Source organism: Pseudomonas sp. KSR10 (assembly GCF_022355455.1).
GTDB lineage: Bacteria > Pseudomonadota > Gammaproteobacteria > Pseudomonadales > Pseudomonadaceae > Stutzerimonas > Stutzerimonas stutzeri_E.
The window spans coordinates 92,424-110,829 of the sequence record NZ_JAKOEN010000025.1 but is presented as its reverse complement, the minus strand read 5'-3'; the positions used below and the strand labels follow the sequence as shown (position 1 = coordinate 110,829).

General features: G+C 62.8%; 15 protein-coding genes and 2 pseudogenes. 12 read left to right on the top strand and 5 right to left on the bottom strand.

Annotation, left to right across the window (positions count from 1 at the left end):
* Positions 1–216: 216 nt before the first annotated feature.
* Complete coding sequence (polA, locus tag MCB86_RS22525) at positions 217–2,961, bottom strand: DNA polymerase I (protein WP_239612212.1); 2,745 nt, start codon at positions 2,959–2,961, stop codon at positions 217–219.
* Between the two features lie 75 nt (positions 2,962–3,036).
* On the opposite strand from polA, the gene MCB86_RS22520 reads away from it, so the two are divergent.
* From MCB86_RS22520 to ppnN, 3 genes and pseudogenes are all read left to right on the top strand, one after another.
* Positions 3,037–3,318, top strand: a complete 282-nt coding sequence (locus MCB86_RS22520) for a DUF2782 domain-containing protein (RefSeq protein WP_045160083.1) — start codon at positions 3,037–3,039, stop codon at positions 3,316–3,318.
* Positions 3,319–3,349: 31 nt separating this feature from the next.
* Complete coding sequence (locus MCB86_RS22515) at positions 3,350–4,300, top strand: homoserine kinase (protein WP_239612211.1); 951 nt, start codon at positions 3,350–3,352, stop codon at positions 4,298–4,300.
* A gap of 357 nt (positions 4,301–4,657) precedes the next feature.
* Positions 4,658–6,030: pseudogene (ppnN, locus tag MCB86_RS22510) on the top strand (nucleotide 5'-monophosphate nucleosidase PpnN).
* Between the two features lie 60 nt (positions 6,031–6,090).
* Here ppnN and MCB86_RS22505 read toward each other — a convergent pair.
* The 3 genes from MCB86_RS22505 to MCB86_RS22495 form a co-directional block, all read right to left on the bottom strand.
* Positions 6,091–6,795, bottom strand: a complete 705-nt coding sequence (locus MCB86_RS22505; protein ID WP_045160080.1) for an NrdJb — start codon at positions 6,793–6,795, stop codon at positions 6,091–6,093.
* Positions 6,796–6,842: 47 nt separating this feature from the next.
* Positions 6,843–8,993, bottom strand: a complete 2,151-nt coding sequence (locus tag MCB86_RS22500) for an adenosylcobalamin-dependent ribonucleoside-diphosphate reductase (protein WP_239612210.1) — start codon at positions 8,991–8,993, stop codon at positions 6,843–6,845.
* A gap of 166 nt (positions 8,994–9,159) precedes the next feature.
* The gene (locus MCB86_RS22495; protein WP_239612209.1) at positions 9,160–10,170 is read right to left on the bottom strand and encodes a zinc ABC transporter substrate-binding protein; all 1,011 of its coding nucleotides are present in this window, start codon (positions 10,168–10,170) and stop codon (positions 9,160–9,162) included.
* Positions 10,171–10,235: 65 nt separating this feature from the next.
* On the opposite strand from MCB86_RS22495, the gene zur reads away from it, so the two are divergent.
* The 4 genes from zur (at position 10,236) to MCB86_RS22475 (ending at position 12,861) form a co-directional block, all read left to right on the top strand.
* On the top strand, positions 10,236–10,721 hold the full coding sequence (zur, locus tag MCB86_RS22490) for a zinc uptake transcriptional repressor Zur (protein WP_045160078.1): 486 nt from the start codon (positions 10,236–10,238) through the stop codon (positions 10,719–10,721).
* On the top strand, positions 10,718–11,488 hold the full coding sequence (gene znuC, locus MCB86_RS22485; protein ID WP_239612208.1) for a zinc ABC transporter ATP-binding protein ZnuC: 771 nt from the start codon (positions 10,718–10,720) through the stop codon (positions 11,486–11,488). The genes zur and znuC overlap by 4 nt, the downstream gene beginning before the upstream one ends.
* 6 nt (positions 11,489–11,494) lie before the next feature.
* Positions 11,495–12,283 carry a zinc ABC transporter permease subunit ZnuB gene (znuB, locus tag MCB86_RS22480; RefSeq protein ID WP_045160076.1) on the top strand — a complete coding sequence of 263 codons (789 nt, stop codon included), beginning with the start codon at positions 11,495–11,497 and terminating at the stop codon, positions 12,281–12,283.
* Positions 12,284–12,360: 77 nt separating this feature from the next.
* Positions 12,361–12,861: a M48 family metallopeptidase gene (locus MCB86_RS22475; protein WP_239612207.1), complete on the top strand. Its 501-nt coding sequence runs from the start codon at positions 12,361–12,363 to the stop codon at positions 12,859–12,861.
* Positions 12,862–12,954: 93 nt separating this feature from the next.
* Here MCB86_RS22475 and katE read toward each other — a convergent pair whose 3' ends face one another.
* Positions 12,955–15,150, bottom strand: coding sequence for a catalase HPII (katE, locus tag MCB86_RS22470; RefSeq protein WP_275589598.1), 2,196 nt, complete (start codon positions 15,148–15,150; stop codon positions 12,955–12,957).
* Between the two features lie 78 nt (positions 15,151–15,228).
* On the opposite strand from katE, the gene MCB86_RS22465 reads away from it, so the two are divergent.
* The 5 genes and pseudogenes from MCB86_RS22465 to MCB86_RS22445 all read left to right on the top strand — a co-directional run.
* Positions 15,229–15,375: a hypothetical protein gene (locus MCB86_RS22465; RefSeq protein ID WP_155397578.1), complete on the top strand. Its 147-nt coding sequence runs from the start codon at positions 15,229–15,231 to the stop codon at positions 15,373–15,375.
* On the top strand, positions 15,372–16,394 hold the full coding sequence (locus MCB86_RS23055; protein ID WP_239612205.1) for a methionine ABC transporter ATP-binding protein: 1,023 nt from the start codon (positions 15,372–15,374) through the stop codon (positions 16,392–16,394). Before MCB86_RS22465 ends, MCB86_RS23055 begins: the two co-directional genes overlap by 4 nt.
* The gene (locus MCB86_RS22455) at positions 16,394–17,059 is read left to right on the top strand and encodes a methionine ABC transporter permease (protein ID WP_045160072.1); all 666 of its coding nucleotides are present in this window, start codon (positions 16,394–16,396) and stop codon (positions 17,057–17,059) included. Before MCB86_RS23055 ends, MCB86_RS22455 begins: the two co-directional genes overlap by 1 nt.
* Positions 17,060–17,128: 69 nt before the next feature.
* Positions 17,129–17,902, top strand: coding sequence for a MetQ/NlpA family ABC transporter substrate-binding protein (locus MCB86_RS22450; protein ID WP_239612204.1), 774 nt, complete (start codon positions 17,129–17,131; stop codon positions 17,900–17,902).
* A gap of 295 nt (positions 17,903–18,197) precedes the next feature.
* Positions 18,198–18,406, top strand: a pseudogene (locus tag MCB86_RS22445) (hypothetical protein); the annotation flags it as partial.

Below are 18,406 nucleotides of genomic sequence, written 5' to 3'. Positions count from 1 at the left end.
GGGGGAAGTTCGAGGTCCAAATCCGGACCGCTAGGGCGAGGTCCAGAGATCTGCCAACACTTAACACAACAAGGAGCATCGAAGGGCTTTTACACCCTTCGTAGCCTCAGACCGGCTGTTTGCTTCCGAAGTTCAACCAGGACTGAAGAAAATATTCCGACTACCGGTCAGCCGCTCTAGTACGTCATACCCAGGCCCCATTGGTGCGCGAGTTGTTCAATGCGCCTCGTCCCAGTTGTTGCCCACACCTGCCTCGACCAATAACGGCACGTCCAGCTCGGCGGCCTGACTCATCAGCGGACAAATCTGCGCGCGCACCTGCTCGACCAAGTCCTCGCGCACTTCGAGCACCAGTTCATCGTGTACCTGCAAGATGACGCGCGCATCCAGCCCACTCTCCTGCAGCCAGCTGTCGACGCTGATCATGGCGCGCTTGATGATGTCGGCGGCCGTGCCCTGCATCGGCGCATTGATCGCGGTGCGCTCGGCGCCCTTGCGCATGGCGCCGTTCTTCGAATTGATCTCCGGCAGATACAGCCGACGGCCGAACAGGGTCTCGACATAGCCTTGCTCGGCCGCCTGGGCGCGGGTGCGCTCCATGTAAGCGAGCACGCCGGGATAGCGCGCAAAGTAGCGGTCGATATAGGCCTGCGCCTCGCCGCGGGCGACGTCGATCTGTTTGGCCAGGCCGAAGGCGCTCATGCCGTAGATCAGGCCGAAATTGATCGCCTTGGCACTGCGCCGCTGATCGTTGGTCACCTGTTCCAGCTCGACGCCGAAGACTTCTGCGGCGGTGGCGCGGTGCACGTCCAGGTCGTTCTGGAAGGCATACAACAAGCCGGCATCCTGGGCCAGATGGGCCATGATGCGCAGCTCGATCTGCGAATAGTCGGCCGCCAGCAGCTTGTAGCCGGGCGCAGCGATGAAGGCCTGGCGGATGCGCCGGCCCTCGGCGGTGCGGATCGGGATGTTCTGCAGGTTCGGGTCCGATGAGGACAGCCGCCCGGTTGCCGCCACCGCCTGGTGATAGCTGGTGTGGATGCGGCCGGTGCGCGGGTTGATCTGCTGCGGCAGCTTGTCGGTGTAGGTGCCCTTGAGCTTGCTCAAGGAGCGGTGCTGCATGATGACCTTGGGCAGCGGATAGTCCCGCTCGGCCAGCTCGGCCAGCACACTTTCAGCGGTCGACGGCTGACCGCCGGCCGTTTTCGACAGCACCGGGCAGCCGAGCTTTTCATAAAGGATCGCGCAGAGCTGTTTGGGCGAACCGAGATTGAATTCCTCCCCGGCGATCTCGAAGGCTTCGCGCTCGAGCTGCACCAGGCGTTCGCCCAGCTCGACGCTTTGCTGGCCGAGCAACTGCGCGTCGACCAGCGCACCGTTACGCTCGATGCGCGCCAGCACTGGCACCAGCGGCATCTCGATCTCGTTGAGTACCTTGAGTAGCGACGGCGTGGCTTCCAGCTTGCCGAGCAGGTTCTGATGCAAGCGCAGAGTGACGTCGGCATCCTCGGCGGCATAGGGGCCCGCCTGCTCGATGGCGATCTGATCGAAGGTCAGCTGCTTGGCGCCCTTGCCGGCAATGTCCTCGAAACGGATGGTGCCGCGACCCAAATACTTCAGTGCCAGGCTGTCCATGTCGTGGCGCGTGGCCGTGGCATCGAGCACGTAGGATTCGAGCATGGTGTCGAAACACATGCCGCGCATCTCCACGCCGTAATGCATCAGTACATTCATGTCGTACTTGCCGTGCTGGCAAATCTTCAACTTGTGCGGATCTTCCAGCAGCGGCTTGAGCGCGGCGAGCACCGCATCGCGGTCGAGTTGCTGCGGTACGCCCATGTAGCTGTGGCAAAGCGGCACGTAGGCGGCCTCACCCGCCTCGATGGCGAAGGAGAGGCCGACCAGTTGCGCCCTCTGCGCATCGAGGCTGGTGGTTTCGGTGTCGAAGGCGAAGCACTCGGCGGCCTGCAGACGCGCCAGCCAGCCGTCGAATTCGACCTGATCGAGCACGGTGCTGTAGCGGGCCTCGGCCTGGATCGAACAATCCTCCGGCTGCTCCTCGCAGTTCTCGCCGGCGGCCTTGGCCTCGCGCAGCAACTCATCGAGCCAGTTCTTGAATTCCAGCTCACGGTACAGCGCGATCAGCGCCTCGCGATGCGGCTCGCCCGGCATCAGATCGGCGACTTGTACGTCCAGCGGTACGTCGATCTTGATCGTCGCCAGTTCGTAGGACATGAACGCCGCGTCGCGATGCTCTGCGAGCTTGGCAGCCAAGGATTTGGCGCCGCGGATCGGCAGGTCGCAGACCTTGTCGAGGTTCGCGTACAAGCCGTTCAGACCACCCTCTATGCCATTAAGCAGCCCGCAAGCCGTCTTCTCGCCAACGCCGGGCACGCCCGGGATGTTGTCGACCTTGTCGCCCATCAGCGCGAGGAAATCGATGATCAGCTCCGGGCCGACGCCGAACTTGGTCCTCACACCCTCGATGTCATAGACGCTGCCGGTCATGGTATTGACCAGGGTGACGTGCGGGCAGACCAGCTGCGCCATGTCCTTGTCGCCGGTGGAGATGATCACGTCGCGTCCCAGCGCCGCACATTGGCGCGCCAGTGTTCCAATCACGTCGTCGGCCTCGACGCCGTCGACGCACAACAGCGGCATGCCCAGCGCACGCACGCTGGCATGCAGCGGCTCGACCTGACTGCGCAGGTCATCCGGCATCGGCGGGCGATGGGACTTGTATTCGGCGAACAGGGTGTCACGGAAGGTCGGCCCCTTGGCATCGAAGACCACCGCGAACGGGCTGTTCGGATACTGCCGGCGCAGCGCCAGCAACATGTTCAGCACGCCCTTCACCGCACCGGTGGGCTTGCCGGTGGAGGTGGTCAACGGAGGCAGGGCGTGAAAGGCGCGATAGAGGTAGGACGAACCGTCCACCAGAACGAGGGGCGCTTGGCTCATGAGCAGGATCAACCTTTTCGGCGGGACCGCAGCTAGAATGCATCGGACCACTTGACGACAAAGGGCAAGGTTATCATGCGCGCGATCAAACCTCTGATGCTGGCCAGCCTGTTGGCGTTCATGCCGCTGACCGGCTTCGCCCAGGAGCCCGTCGAGGGCGAGCCCGATGTGACCATTCGCCAGGAAGGTGAGCGGACCGTCGAGGAATATCGGGTCAACGGCTTCCTCTATGCTGTGAAGATCATCCCCAAGACCGGCAAGCCGTACTTCTTGGTACGCGCCGATGGCGACAGCAATTTCATCCGCGCCGACAAGCCGGATATGCTGATCCCCGCTTGGGAAATATTCAGCTGGTAACGCTGCAAAGACGTTTAACGGAAGGCCATTCATGTCGGTATTCACTCCGCTGCAACGCGAAGAGCTGGAAGTCTTTCTGGCGCCTTATCAACTCGGGCGCCTGCGCGACTTCGAGGGCATCGCCGCGGGCAGCGAGAACAGCAATTTCTTCGTTAGCCTGGAACAGGGTGAATATGTCCTGACCCTGGTCGAACGCGGCCCAACCCAGGATTTGCCGTTCTTCATCGAACTACTCGACGTGCTGCATCGGGCACGCCTGCCGGTGCCTTACGCATTGCGCACGGCACGCGGCGAAGCCCTGCGCAGCCTGGCGGAGAAGCCGGCGATGCTGCAGCCGCGGCTGCCGGGCAAGCATGTCACCGCGCCCAACGCGCACCACTGCGCCGAAGTCGGTCGGCTGCTGGCGCGACTGCATTTGGCCACCCGCGAGCAGATCATCGAACGTCGCAGCGACCGCGGCCTGGACTGGATGCAAGCAGAGGGCCCCAGCCTCGCCATGACCCTGCCCGAGGAGCAACTGCCGCTGCTGCGCGACGGTCTGGCGGAAATCGCCGAGCTGAAACCGAAGATCCTCGCCCTGCCCCGCGCCAACCTGCACGCCGACTTGTTCCGCGACAACGTACTGTTCGAGGGCAATCACCTGAGCGGCGTGATCGACTTCTACAATGCTTGCGCCGGTCCGATGCTCTATGACATCGCCATCACGGTGAACGACTGGTGCTCACATCCCAACGGTGAACTCGACGAGGAGCGCAGCCAGGCGCTGTTGGCCGCCTACTCCAGCCTGCGCCGGTTCACCCCGGCCGAAGCCGAGTTATGGAAACCGATGCTGCGCGTGGCCTGCGTGCGCTTTTGGCTTTCGCGTCTGATCGCCGCACAGAACTTCGCCGGGCAGCCCGTGTTGATCAAGGACCCTGACGAATTTCGCCATCTGCTCGCTGCCCGCCAGCAGTGCCACAGCGTATTGCCGTTCGCACTCTAGAGGGTTCCGCCGGGCAGAGCGCCGCGCGACGCCCGAGTACGGTACAGTTCAAGCATCCCGCTCGAGCGAAGACGAACGACGCCGTTTGCGGTCGTAGTCTTCGGCAGCGGCGCTCGCCATGCAGGGGCAAGGAACATTTCCATATCCCTGACGTCAAGAAGTCCCCATGCTCGTCGACGCGGCCGAAGTAACATGACCGGCTTTCGCCCCAGCCTGCGGATGTAGACTTTCGATCAACACTGGCGTCGCGCTGTCGAACCAGAATAACTACGCGCTCCGGGCCCAACCCGGACACGTCACATCCTGATGCGCCTGACCTGCCTGGCTCGGTGGCATTGTTTTCAGGGAACAGAACGAATGACCTCACGCTACGTAATCAATGCCTCGGTAAGCCCCAAAGGCAGTCTGGAAACGCTGTCGCAACGGGAAGTCCAACAACTGAGCGAAGCCAGTTCCGGCACCACCTACGCCCTGTTCCGCCAGTGCGCCCTGGCCATCCTCAACACCGGCGCGCGTATCGATAACGCCAAAACCATCCTCGAGGCCTATGACGACTTCGAAGTGCGCATCCACCAGCAGGATCGCGGCGTCCGCCTGGAACTGCTCAACGCGCCCGCCGATGCCTTCGTCGATGGCGAGATGATCGCCAGTACCCGCGAAATGCTCTTCAGTGCGCTGCGCGACATCGTGTACACGGAAAGCGAGCTCGGCAGCCAACGTATCGACCTGAGCAGCTCCCAGGGCATCACCGATTACGTTTTTCACCTGCTACGCAACGCCCGCACGCTGCGCCCGGGCGTCGAGCCGAACATGGTGGTGTGTTGGGGCGGGCACTCGATCAGCACCGAGGAATACAAGTACAGCAAGCGTGTCGGCCATGAGCTGGGGCTGCGCAATCTGAACGTCTGCACCGGCTGCGGCCCGGGGGTCATGAAAGGCCCGATGAAGGGCGCGACCATTGCCCATGCCAAACAACGCATTCTGGCTGGCCGATACCTGGGGCTGACCGAACCGGGCATCATCGCCGCCGAGGCGCCGAACCCGATCGTCAATGAGCTGGTGATCCTGCCGGACATCGAAAAGCGTCTGGAAGCCTTCGTCCGTGTCGGGCACGGCATCATCATCTTTCCCGGCGGCGTCGGCACGGCGGAAGAATTCCTCTATCTGCTGGGCATTCTGTTGCACCCGGACAACCGTGAGGTGCCCTTCCCGGTCATCCTCACCGGCCCGGAAAGCGCGGCGCCCTATCTGCAACAGTTGCGTGATTTCGTCGGTGCGACCCTCGGAGAGGAGGCCCAGCGCCACTATCAGATCGTCATCGACGACCCCGCCGAAGTGGCTCGTCAGATGGTCGAGGGGTTGAAAACAGTCAAACAGTTCCGCCGCGAACGCAACGATGCATTCCACTTCAACTGGCTGCTGAAGATCGAGGAAGGCTTCCAACGTCCCTTCGACCCGACCCATGAAAACATGGCCAGCCTGCAGCTGACCCGAGACGTACCACCGCATGAACTGGCAGCGAACCTGCGCCGGGCGTTTTCCGGAATCGTCGCAGGAAACGTCAAAGAAATGGCATCCGCCGCATCGAGCAGTTCGGCCGCTATGAGATCCATGGCGATCCGGCGATCATGAAACCACTGGATGAGCTGTTGCAGGCCTTCGTCCTGCAACACCGGATGAAGTTGCCCGGTGGCCGCCCATACGAGCCGTGCTACCGGGTAGTGACCTGAACTGGGCGGGCCGGTGGACGGTTCGCGCCGTCAGCCGGCTGGCAGCGGCACAGTAACCGTTCAGCCGCACTTCGAATTGCCGCAGTTCAGACAGGTGGCGCAGCCATCCATCTGCACCACGGCCTGGGTGTTGCATTTGTTGCACAGCTGCGCACCCGCCGGGAAGCCTTCCCCCGGCTCTACGGCCACCGCGCCCTGGCTGGCTTCGTAAGCCGCGCGCTTCTCGGCCAAGTACTTGAGCTGGGTTTCGTCCAGCGCGTGGCCTTCGAGCATGCCGATGGCAATCAGGTGACGCTCCAGTACGCCGCCGATCTCGGCGACGATCGACGGCATGTAGACACCGCCCTTCTTCAGGTAGCCACCGCGCGGGTCGAACACGGCTTTCAGCTCCTCGACCAGGAAAGTGCAGTCACCGCCCTTGCGGAACACCGCGGACATGATCCGTGTGAGCGCGACGATCCACTGGAAATGGTCCATGTTCTTCGAATTGATGAAAATCTCGAACGGCCGGCGCTGCTCATGGGGCGTGCCGGCGTTGAGCACGACGTCGTTCACGGTGACGTAGAGCGCATGCTCGAACAGCGGCGATTTGATCTTGTAGGTCATGCCAACCAGCGTTTCCGGGCGTTGCAGACTTTCGTCCATTTCCACCACGGTGGCCTTGCTGGGCGTGCCGGTACTGCTGTCTGGCGTTGCAACGGGGCGCTCGAGGGTTTCGTCGACAACCTTGAAGCCCTTGATGCGCTGGGTGATCTTGACGGTCATTGCGAATTCTCCATCCGGGCGGCGCGCGCCGTCCGACTATCAATGGCTCAGTACTTACCGTAATAGCCTTCTTTCAAGGCATCGAACAGGTTGGCCGCGGTGTTCACTTCTCCGTCGTACTCGACTTCCTCGTTGCCCTTGAGCTCGACCACGCTGCCATCTTCGAGCACGAAGCGGTACAGGGTCTTCTCCAGATCGGCCTCCTTGACCAGCACCCCCTGAAAAGCGGCCGGATTGAAGCGAAAGGTGGTGCAGCCCTTGAGCCCCTGACGCCAGGCATAGCGGTAGATGTCCTTGAACGCCTCGAAGGGGTAGTCGGTGGGTACGTTGGCGGTCTTGGAAATCGACGAGTCGACCCATTTCTGCGCTGCGGCCTGAATATCGACGTGCTGCGTCGGGGTGATGTCGTCGGCGGTGATGAAGTAGTCGGGCAGCTGCTGCGCCGGATCACCGGAGCCTGGCTGCGCCTTGGGATTGATCAGCGTGCGGTAGGCCAGCAGCTCGTAGCTGAACACCTCGATCTTTTCCTTGGCCTTGCGACCGGCGCGGATCAGGTTGCGTGAATAGTGGTGGGCGAAGCTCGGCTCGATACCGTTGGAGGCGTTGTTGGCCAAGCTCAGGCTGATGGTACCGGTGGGCGCGATGGAACTGTGATGGGTGAAGCGCGCGCCCTGCTCGGCCAGTGCCTCGATCAGCTCGGGCGCGTATTCGGCGATCTTCTGCATGTAGCGCGAGTACCGCGCATGCAGGACGCGGCCCGGTACCTGGTCACCGACCTTGAAGCCGTCCTTTTTCATTTCCGGGCGCTTGCGCAGCATCTCGGCGGTCACGTCGAAGGTCTCAGTCAACAGCGGCGCCGGGCCCTTCTCTTTCGACAGTTCCAGCGCCTGTTCCCAACCAACCAACGCCATTTCACGCGCGACTTCTTCGGTGAACACGCAAGCTTCCGGACTGCCGTAGCGCAACTTGAGCAGGGTCAGGGTCGAGCCGAGGCCGAGGAAGCCCATACCATGACGACGCTTGCTTTCGATCTCATGGCGCTGCTGTTCCAGCGGCAGTCCATTGATTTCCACGACGTTGTCCAGCATGCGGGTGAACAGGCGCACCACTTCGCGATACTTGTCCCAGTCGAAGCGTGCATCGACGCCGAACGGATCGATGACGAAATGAGTCAGGTTGATCGAGCCCAGCAGGCAGGAGCCATAGGGCGGCAGCGGTTGCTCGCCGCAGGGGTTGGTGGCGCGGATCGCTTCGCACCACCAGTTGTTGTTCAGCTGGTTGACCCGGTCGATGAGAATGAAGCCCGGCTCGGCGTAGTCGTAGGTGGACACCATGATCATGTCCCACAGGTGCCGCGCCTTGACACGCCCGTAGATCTTGCAGGCCACCAGACCATCATCGCGCACGACGTAGCCGTCGTGGCTCGGCCACTCGCGCCAGACCACCTGCTCTGAGTCTTCGAGGTCCAGCTCGGCCTTTTCCTTGAGGTGCAGCGGGAAGATCAGCGGCCAGTCGGCATCGCTGTCTACCGCCTGCATGAACTCATCGGTGATCAGCAGACTCAGGTTGAACTGGCGCAGCCGACCGTCCTCACGCTTGGCGCGGATGAATTCGCGCACGTCCGGATGGCCGACATCGAAGGTACCCATCTGCGCGCCGCGCCGACCGCCGGCGGAGCTGACGGTGAAGCACATCTTGTCGAAGATATCCATGAACGACAACGGCCCGCTGGTATGTGCGCCGGCCCCGGAAACGAATGAGCCGCGCGGGCGCAGCGTGCTGAACTCGTAGCCGATGCCGCAACCGGCCTTGAGCGTCAGTCCGGCCTCGTGAACCTTGCCGAGGATGTCGTCCATCGAATCGCTGATGGTGCCGGAGACGGTGCAGTTGATGGTCGAGGTGGCGGGTTTGTAGTCCTGCGCGCCAGCGTTGGAAATGATACGTCCGGCGGGAATCGCGCCGTTGCGCAGCGCCCAAAGAAAGCGCTCGTACCAGTGTTCACGCTGCTCGGCCGGCTCAACGTCGGCCAACGCCCGCGCCACCCGCTGCCATGTGGCATCGACGCTGTCGTCGACCGGGCTGCCATCCTTGCGGGTCAGGCGGTACTTCTGCGCCCAGATATCTTCGGAGGCCACCTGCAAGGCGATGCTGGAAGTGGTCTTGCTTTGTGCCGCGATGGGCCCGTCCGTCTTCGCCATGCGCTACGCATCCTCGTGTCGATGATGAAAAACCGAAGCAAGAAGCTTATGCCAGGTAGCGGGAAAGAACACCTGATCCCAGTCAACTCCATCGACGTACGGAAGCTGCGCGGCGATGGCGGACTCGCCTCAACGCAGCCAAGCGCATCGGCGTCACATCGACGCGCTAGAGCGATTCCACGCATTCGGCGAGCGAAGTTCCGAGGTTTTCGATCAACCTCGCATAGCCGTCAGCATTAGCATCGATACCATGGCCCATGGCATCCAGCTCGGCCACTTTTGCCGGCAGACCGCGGACCAGGGCGCTAGCCAGACGCGGACGGGCCGGTGGTTCGTGGAACACGCAGCTGGGGCCGGCCTGTTCGAGACGCTGGCGCATCTCCGCCACGTGACGCGCTCCGGGTTGGGCCTCGCCACCGGCGCTGAACACACCGGTGTGCTCGAGGCCGTAAGCCGCCTCGAAATAGTCGTAAGCCTCGTGGAATACAAAGAAGGGTTTATTGCCGATGCTGCTCAGCCGCGCCTGCAGACGCTTGTCGAGCTCACCCAGACGCTGCCTGAACGCCTCGAGATTCGCCTGATAGCGCGGCGCATTGGCCGGATCGACAGCCGCCAGGTCGGCAGCCATTCGCACGGCGATGACCTCGGCGTTGGCCGGCAGCAGCCAGAGGTGGGCATCGAGACTGCCCGGACGGTGCGCGTGATCATGCTCGTGGTGATCCGCCGTTGCAGGTTCGTCGTGGCTCTCGTGCGCGTCCTGTGACTCGTGCGCATGCTCATCGTGCTCGTCGTGACCCGCATGCTCGTCATGGCCGTGGGAGGCGTCATGCGCGTCGCCGAAATGACGCAGCGTCAGGCCCGGCAACGACTGGACGGCTAAGCTCGAGCCTTTGCGCCCTTTCAGCACCGGCTCCAGAAAGCCCTCCATGTCCGGGCCGATCCAGTAGAGCAGATCGGCACTGCGAACATGCCGTACGTCGGAAGGTCGCAGGGCATAGTGATGGGCCGAAGCGCCCGGTGGTAGCAAAACCGCCGGCTTACCGACACCGTCCTGAACGGCAGCGGCGATCAGCTGCAGGGGCTTGATGCTGGTCAGCACCTCGATCTCGGCATGGGCTTGGGCACTGCTGAAAAGGCTGGCGGTCACTAGAAGCGGTATCGAAAAAAGACGAAACACGGGCAACACTCGATTGAACTGAATGGGTAACATAATAACGTCTCTAAGCCACCTCGTCTCCGCTCATGCCCAAGTCCCCGCTGGCCTGCACGCCCCATGACCATGACCACTGCGTCAGCAGTGCCCTGGCCGAAGCCGACCTCCTCTGCGAGCGCTCCGGTGTGCGCCTGACCGCCCTGCGAAAGCGTGTACTGGAGCTGGTCTGGCAAAGCCACAAGCCGCTCGGTGCCTACGACATCCTTGCCGAACTGACGGCCCAGGATGGCCGCCGCGCGGCGCCGCCCACGGTTTATCGAGCATTGGATTTCCTGCTGGAGAACGGCCTGGTGCACCGCATCGCCTCGCTCAATGCGTTCATCGGATGCAACCACCCCGAGCACCCGCATCAGGGCCAGTTCCTGATCTGCCGCAACTGCCATACGGCCATCGAGCTGGAACAGCCGAGCATCAGCGAGGCCATCGATCAGTCCGCGCGCAGCGTGGGTTTCCAGGTCGAAGGCCAGACGGTGGAAGTGGTCGGCCTCTGTGCGCCGTGCCGGAGCACTGCATGAACGAGGCGTTGATCCGCCTGGATGATATCCATGTGCAGTTCGCCAAGCAGACTGTCTTGGAAGGCGCTGAACTACGGGTGCACCGTGGCGAGATCGTCACGCTGATCGGCCCTAACGGGGCCGGCAAGACCACGCTGGTACGCGCCGTGCTCGGCTTGCTGAAACCGGACAGCGGCACGGTCTGGCGCAAGCCGAAACTGCGCGTCGGCTATATGCCACAGAAGCTGCACGTCGACCCGACCCTGCCGCTCTCGGTGCTGCGTTTTCTGCGTCTGGTGCCGGGTGTGGATCGCGCCGGGGCCTTGGCCGCGCTGAAGGAAGTCGGCGCCGAGCAGGTGATCGACAGTCCGCTGCAGTCCGTTTCCGGCGGTGAGATGCAACGGGTGCTGCTGGCGCGCGCACTGCTGCGCCAGCCGGAGCTGTTGGTGCTGGACGAGCCGGTGCAGGGCGTCGATGTCGCCGGCCAGGCCGAGCTTTACCGGCTGATCGGCCGGCTGCGCGAGCGTTACGGCTGCGGCGTTCTGATGGTTTCCCATGACCTGCATCTGGTGATGAGCGCGACTGATCAGGTGGTTTGCCTGAATCGTCATGTGTGCTGCTCGGGCCATCCGGAGCAGGTCAGCACCGACCCGGCCTTCGTCGAACTGTTCGGCCAGGACGCGCGCAGCCTCGCGGTCTATCACCACCAACACGACCACAGCCATGACCTGCACGGCAGCGTGGTCACTGGCAAACCCCATATTCACGGCCCGAATTGCAAGCACTGATCACCGATGCCTGACTTCCTTCTCAACGCACTACTCGCCGGCCTCGCACTGGCGCTGGTGGCCGGCCCGCTCGGCTCCTTCGTGGTCTGGCGGCGCATGGCCTATTTCGGCGATACCCTCTCGCATTCCGCGCTGCTCGGCGTGGCGCTGGGGTTGATGCTGGAGGTCAACCTGACCCTGGCGGTCATCGTCTGCTGCGTGCTCCTGGCGGTTCTGCTGGTCACCCTGCAGCAGCGTCAGCCGCTGGCGTCGGACACGCTGCTGGGCATCCTCGCGCACAGCACCCTGTCCCTCGGGCTGGTCTCGCTGAGCTTCATGCAGGACGTGCGCATCGACCTGATGGGCTATCTGTTCGGCGACCTGCTGGCGGTTGGCCCAACGGATCTGGCCTGGATCGCCGGCGGCAGCGCGTTGGTGCTGCTGGCGCTGATCCCGTTGTGGCGACCATTGCTGGCGGTGACCGTGCATGAAGAACTGGCAAAAGTGGAAGGGCTGCCGGTAGCGGCCATACGGATGGCGCTGATGCTGCTGATCGCCATGGTGATCGCCGTGGCGATGAAGATCGTCGGCGTGCTGTTGATCACTTCGCTGTTGATCATTCCGGCCGCGGCGGCCCAGCGCCACGCCCGCACACCGGAGCAGATGGCCCTGGGCGCGAGTCTGATCGGCCTGCTCGCGGTCTGCATGGGTCTGTCGCTGTCATGGTACGAGGACACTCCGGCCGGACCGTCGATCGTGGTGTCGGCGGCGGCGCTGTTCCTGCTGAGCTTCGCCTGGCGGCGCCGCCCGGGTTAGTCCATCTAATCGAGGGCGACCGCACAGTCCTCAACGGTTCCCGCCACACGACACTGACCACCGCTTACGGCACAGACATGAACCCCACCGCCTCCCTGCGATATCTGCAAGGCTATCCGGACGCCTTGCAACAACAGGTCCGTCAGTTGATCGCCGAAGGTCGGCTGGGGGATTACCTCGAAAGACGCTACCCGCAGCGCCATCAGGTGCAAAGCGACAAGGCGCTGTATGGCTACATCCAGCAATTGCGCCAAACCCATCTGAAAAGCGCACCGGGTATCGACAAGGTGCTCTATGACAATCGCTTGGACCTGACGCACCGCGCCCTCGGCCTGCATACCGCGGTATCGCGGGTTCAGGGCGGCAAACTCAAGGCGAAGAAGGAGATCCGTGTTGCCGCGTTGTTCAAGGAAGCCTCACCGGAGTTCCTACAGATGATCGTCGTCCATGAGCTGGCGCACCTGCGCGAAAGCGACCACAACCGAGCTTTCTACAAGCTCTGCGAACACATGATGCCCGGCTACGCACAGACCGAATTCGATCTGCGCTGTTACCTGCATTGGCGTGAGCTTTCCTAGCCGGACGCCTTCGCCCGTTGACCTGAACGACAGGCATAAGGAAGCCCGGCACTCGTCGCTACACGAGTGCCGGGCCGTTCTGTCGAATGACGCTTACGCCGGCACTTGCTCTGCCAGCGGCTCGCGCGCCCAGATCCGATGTTGCGCCAAGGCTTGGGCGAACGCGCTGAACACCGTGCCGACATCTCCATCGTCACCACTCACCAGACCAGCGTCTTCCGGCAGATTCAGCGCCGCCAGCAACTGCCGGGCATCGCCCAGTACCGCGATCGGCTTGAGGTGCTTGTAGGCTTCGAGCAGGTAATGCTTGGCCACGCCGGACTTGGCCATGGCCTGCACGCTCTGCGCACCGCCGGGAATAAACACCGCATCGAAGGCGATCGAGGGCATGCCATCCATCGCCGCGTCGGGCGTGAGCATCTTTCCATCGGCGGTCTTCACCGGCGCGGGTGACGGGCCGATCAGCTTGGCCAGCGCGCCCTCGTCCGCCAGCTTCTTCTTGAACGCCTCGATAGCCTTGCCGTCCACGCCGTTGGCGATGAGGATGGCCACCTTGCGCGACTTGATGTTGCCCGACAGGTGATTGGTCAGGCTCAGCGCCGGCGAGCTGGCCGGTGTCGGCTGCTTGAGGCTCACGGTTGGCGCAGACGGCGGCGTCACGCCGATGTTCTCGGCAACCCGGCGCGCCAGCTCAAGATCAATGTTGGCAAGAATCTCATTGACCTGGCGCTCGCGAATGAACACCCGCTCGACCTTGCCCAGCTCGAAACTGTAGGCCCCGATGATGTGCTCCTTCTCCGGCGCACTCATGCTGTTCCAGAACAACGTGGCCTGGGAGAAGTGATCACCGAAAGACGGGCTGCGCACGCGCACCTTGTGCCCTTCCATGCGCTCGGGGTAGCTCTCGAATCCGCCGCCGCTGGCCGCCGGCGGCGTTTCCTTCGGCCAGCCGCTGTCGATGGAGTTGGGCTCGTAGTTGGCGCGGCCCTTATTGATGGTCTGCCGATGGAAAGCATCGCGCTGGTTGTTGTGCACCGGCGCAATCGAACGGTTGATCGGGATCTCGTGGAAGTTCGGCCCGCCGAGGCGCAGCAGCTGGGTGTCGGTGTAGGAAAACAGCCGGCCCTGCAGCAGCGGATCATTGGTGAAGTCGATGCCGGGCACGATGTGGCCGATATGAAACGCCGCCTGCTCGGTCTCGGCAAAGAAGTTGTCCGGGTTGCGGTTGAGGGTCATCTTGCCGAGCTTTTGCACCGGCACCAGCTCCTCGGGAATGATCTTAGTCGGATCGAGCAGGTCGAAATCGAATTTGTGCTCGTCGGCCTCTTCAACCACCTGCACGCCCAGCTCCCATTCGAAGTAGTCGCCCATCTCGATGGACTCCCACATGTCGCGGCGGTTGAAGTCCGGATCCTTGCCGGCCAGCTTCAGGGTTTCGTCCCAGATCAGCGAGTAAGCGCCGGCCACCGGCTTCCAGTGGAACTTGACGAAGCGACTGGTGCCCTCGGCATTGATCAGACGGAAAGTGTGCACGCCAAACCCTTCCATCGCCCGATAGCTGCGTGGGATGGCACGGTCGGACATGGTCCACAGCACCATATGCGCCGATTCGGGCGTCAGCGAGACGAAGTCCCAAAAGTTGTCGTGGGCCGACTGGCCCTGCGGAATCTCGTTGTGCGGCTCGGGTTTGACCGCATGCACGAAGTCGGGAAACTTGATCGCGTCCTGGATGAAGAACACCGGCATGTTGTTGCCGACCAGATCGAAGTTGCCTTCATCGGTGTAGAACTTGGTGGCAAAACCACGCACATCGCGCACGGTGTCGGCCGACCCGCGCGAGCCCTGCACGGTAGAGAAACGCACGAACACCGGTGTCTCTTTCCCCTTGCCGGCGAGGAAGGAGGCCTTGGTCAGCGCGCTGTGGTCGTCGTAGCTGACGAATACGCCATGCGCCGCGGCCCCGCGAGCATGGACGATTCGCTCGGGAATGCGCTCGTGATCGAAGTGCGTCAGCTTCTCGCGCATGATGAAGTCTTCGAGCAGCGATGGACCTCGCTCCCCTGCCCTCAGGGTGTTCTGATTGTCGGCGATCTTCACGCCCTGATTGGTTGTCAGCGCTTCGCCGGTGGCGTCGCTGCGGGATGCGCCAAGGTCGTCGAGCTTGGCGTTGTGATTCTGGCGATCGACGGTATCGCTACCGGCCAGTTCGCTGTGCTTTGGATCTTTCTTGTCCGTCATCATGGGCCTCGGTCGAGCGATAGGGGCTAATCCGCGAAGGAACCTGGCCATGCTGAAGGTGGCCTGATACCTGCTCCGATTCACGGGCGTACCGGTTAGTGACCCACTTGACCCGCTCAAGGTTGCGTCATGCGGCGTTTCGATGTGCTTATCGGGGTGCTGGCGGGTCTCAATGTCTGCAGGTTCGCTACGCCGAAGCACCGCAAACGCGTAGAATGCACGCCTTTCGCCGACTATCCCGGCACTGACGACCGCACCCACAAGGTTCGCCCGTGATCGAATTTCACCAAGTCCATAAAACTTACCGGAGCACCAACGGCCGCGGCGCCAGCCGCGAGATCCCTGCGCTCAAGCCGACCCAGTTGGAAATCGGTGCCGGGGAAGTGTTCGGCCTGATCGGCCATTCCGGCGCCGGCAAGAGCACCCTGTTGCGCCTGATCAATCGCCTGGAAGAGCCCTCCGGCGGCCGCATCCTGGTCAGTGGAGAAGACGTCACCGCACTGGATGCCGACGGCCTGCGACGCTTCCGCCAGCGCGTCGGCATGATCTTCCAGCACTTCAACCTGCTGATGTCCAAGACGGTGGCCGACAACGTCGCCATGCCGCTGCGCCTGGCCGGCATTCGCTCGCGCAGCGAGATCGACGCCCGCGTCGCCGCCCTGCTCGACCGCGTCGGCCTGAAAGAGCACGCACGCAAGTATCCGGCGCAACTCTCCGGCGGGCAGAAGCAGCGCGTCGGTATCGCCCGCGCGTTGGCCACCGAGCCGGACATCCTGCTCTGCGACGAGGCCACCAGCGCGCTGGATCCGCAGACCACCGCCTCGGTGCTGCAGCTGTTGGCGGAAATCAACCGCGAGCTGAAGCTGACCATCGTGCTGATCACGCATGAGATGGACGTGATCCGCCGTGTCTGTGACCGCGTCGCGGTGATGGATGGCGGCGAAATCGTCGAGCAGGGACCGGTCACCGAGGTATTCCTGCATCCCAAGCACCCCACCACCCAGCGTTTCGTGCTGGAAGACGAGGCGGTCGACGAAGGTGAGCAACGAGACGATTTCGCTCACGTACCCGGCCGTATCCTGCGCCTGACGTTCCAGGGCGATGCGACCTACAAGCCGTTGCTGGGCACCGTCGCGCGGGAAACCGGGGTCGACTTCAGCATCCTTTCGGGGCGCATCGACCGCATCAAGGACACGCCCTATGGCCAGCTGACCCTGGCCCTGGTCGGCGGCGACATGGCTGCCGCGCTGGATCGCCTGGATGCCGCAGACGTGCATGTGGAGGTATTGCGCTGATGGATGCTCTACTGGCAAACGTCGACTGGTATGAGATCTGGCTGGCCACGCTGGACACCCTGCTGATGCTCGGCGGCTCGCTGCTCTTCACCATTCTGCTGGGCCTGCCGCTGGGCGTGTTGCTGTTCCTCGCCGGCCCGCGGCAACTGTTCGAGAACGGTCCGCTGTATGCCTTCCTCTCGTTCGTGGTCAACGTGCTGCGCTCGCTGCCGTTCATCATTCTGCTGATCGTGATGATCCCCTTCACGGTGCTGATCACCGGTACGTCGCTGGGTGTCGCTGGCGCGATCCCGCCGCTGGTGGTGGGCGCAGCGCCGTTCTTCGCACGGTTGGTGGAGACGGCGCTGCGCGAAGTCGATCGCGGCATCATCGAGGCGACACAGGCGATGGGCGCCACCACCCGGCAAATCATCTTCAGCGCATTGCTGCCCGAGGCTCGTCCCGGCATCATCGCCGCCATTACCGTGACGGCCATTACCCTGGTCTCCTACACCGCGATGGCCGGCGTGGTCGGCGCCGGCGGGCTCGGCGATTTGGCCATCCGCTTCGGCTATCAGCGCTTCCAGACCGACGTCATGGTGGTCACCGTAGTGCTGCTATTGGTGCTGGTGCAGGTGCTGCAGAGCGTTGGCGACAAGCTGGTCACGCATTTTTCCCGTAAATAGTTGCCCTAGATAACCTATGTTCAACCACAGATGCCGGCCCCCGCGCGCCGCATCGAAAAGGAGTCTTCCATGAAAAAACTGCTTGCCGCCTTTGCCGCTGTCGCGGCCTTCTCCGCCCAGGCTGCCGACGAGCTGAACGTTGCCGCAACCGCCGTCCCGCACGCGGAGATCCTCGAATTCGTCAAACCCCAGCTGGCCGAGCAGGGCGTCGATCTGAAAGTGAAGGTATTCACTGACTACGTGCAGCCGAACATCCAGGTGGCCGAGAAACGTCTGGACGCCAACTTCTTTCAGCCCCAGCCGTACCTCGATGAATTCAACAAGGGCAAGGGCACCGAGCTGGTCAGCGTCGCTGGCGTACACATCGAACCCTTCGGCGCCTATTCGAGCAAGCTAAAGTCCCTCGACGAGCTGCCCAGTGGCGCGACCGTGGTGATTCCCAACGACGCCACCAACGGCGGCCGTGCGTTGCTGCTGCTGGCCAAGGCCGGCGTGATCACCCTGAAGGAAGGTGCCGGCATTACCGCCACGCCAAAGGACATCGCCGAGAACCCGAAGAACATCAAGATTCGCGAACTGGAAGCCGCGACCCTGCCGCGCGTGCTGACCCAGGTCGACCTGGCGCTGATCAACACCAACTACGCGCTGGAAGCCAAGCTGAACCCCACCGAAGACGCCCTGTTCATCGAAGGCAGCGACTCGCCCTACGTGAACATCCTGGTCGCCCGTCCGGACAACAAGGACAGCGCCGCCATGCAAAAGCTGGCCCAGGCCCTGCACAGCGACGAGGTCAAGCAGTTCATCAACGAGAAGTACCAGGGTGCCGTAGTTCCAGCGTTCTGATCGCCTGTGAGCTAGCCCAACGAACCCCGCCCTGTGCGGGGTTTTTTATGCGCGGCCCACCGCACAAAAAAGCAGCCAGGGCATAGCGAGCAACCTTTAAGTGAATTGATTCATGTCGCGGACCGCCTGCTGTTGAGCCGACCGGCCCAGTGCGTCAGTCTTCAGCGGCGAACTACCTCCATGGACGGAACCAACATGCACACGCAAGCGACCCAGATTTACCTCGCCATCAAGGGCATCAAACAGCCCTACCTCTTCGACATCCAGCTGACCCAACTCTAGGGAGTTAAACAGGATGCGAAATATCCTCGCTCAACGGTTCAGCGTTTGCTTGCTCGCGACAGCACTGAGCGCCTGCAGCTCGATGGCCTCGCTCACCGCTGACAGCTTTACCTTCGAAGGGCAGCTACCGGCCAACTTCTCCATGCGAGCCCAAGCGCATTACGGCGTCGCCAACGACTGTAAGGGTCGCAGCCAGGCACGCTCATTCGAGAGCGGCTTTCG

Bases quoted from the DNA above. Each gene is read 5' to 3' on its own strand.
- polA (WP_239612212.1), bottom strand. From the start codon at position 2,961: ATGAGCCAAGCGCCCCTCGTTCTGGTGGACGGTTCGTCCTACCTCTAT.
- MCB86_RS22520 (WP_045160083.1), top strand. From the start codon at position 3,037: ATGCGCGCGATCAAACCTCTGATGCTGGCCAGCCTGTTGGCGTTCATG.
- MCB86_RS22515 (WP_239612211.1), top strand. From the start codon at position 3,350: ATGTCGGTATTCACTCCGCTGCAACGCGAAGAGCTGGAAGTCTTTCTG.
- MCB86_RS22505 (WP_045160080.1), bottom strand. From the start codon at position 6,795: ATGACCGTCAAGATCACCCAGCGCATCAAGGGCTTCAAGGTTGTCGAC.
- MCB86_RS22500 (WP_239612210.1), bottom strand. From the start codon at position 8,993: ATGGCGAAGACGGACGGGCCCATCGCGGCACAAAGCAAGACCACTTCC.
- zur (WP_045160078.1), top strand. From the start codon at position 10,236: ATGCCCAAGTCCCCGCTGGCCTGCACGCCCCATGACCATGACCACTGC.
- znuC (WP_239612208.1), top strand. From the start codon at position 10,718: ATGAACGAGGCGTTGATCCGCCTGGATGATATCCATGTGCAGTTCGCC.
- znuB (WP_045160076.1), top strand. From the start codon at position 11,495: ATGCCTGACTTCCTTCTCAACGCACTACTCGCCGGCCTCGCACTGGCG.
- MCB86_RS22475 (WP_239612207.1), top strand. From the start codon at position 12,361: ATGAACCCCACCGCCTCCCTGCGATATCTGCAAGGCTATCCGGACGCC.
- katE (WP_275589598.1), bottom strand. From the start codon at position 15,150: ATGGCCAGGTTCCTTCGCGGATTAGCCCCTATCGCTCGACCGAGGCCC.
- MCB86_RS22465 (WP_155397578.1), top strand. From the start codon at position 15,229: ATGCGGCGTTTCGATGTGCTTATCGGGGTGCTGGCGGGTCTCAATGTC.
- MCB86_RS22455 (WP_045160072.1), top strand. From the start codon at position 16,394: ATGGATGCTCTACTGGCAAACGTCGACTGGTATGAGATCTGGCTGGCC.
- MCB86_RS22450 (WP_239612204.1), top strand. From the start codon at position 17,129: ATGAAAAAACTGCTTGCCGCCTTTGCCGCTGTCGCGGCCTTCTCCGCC.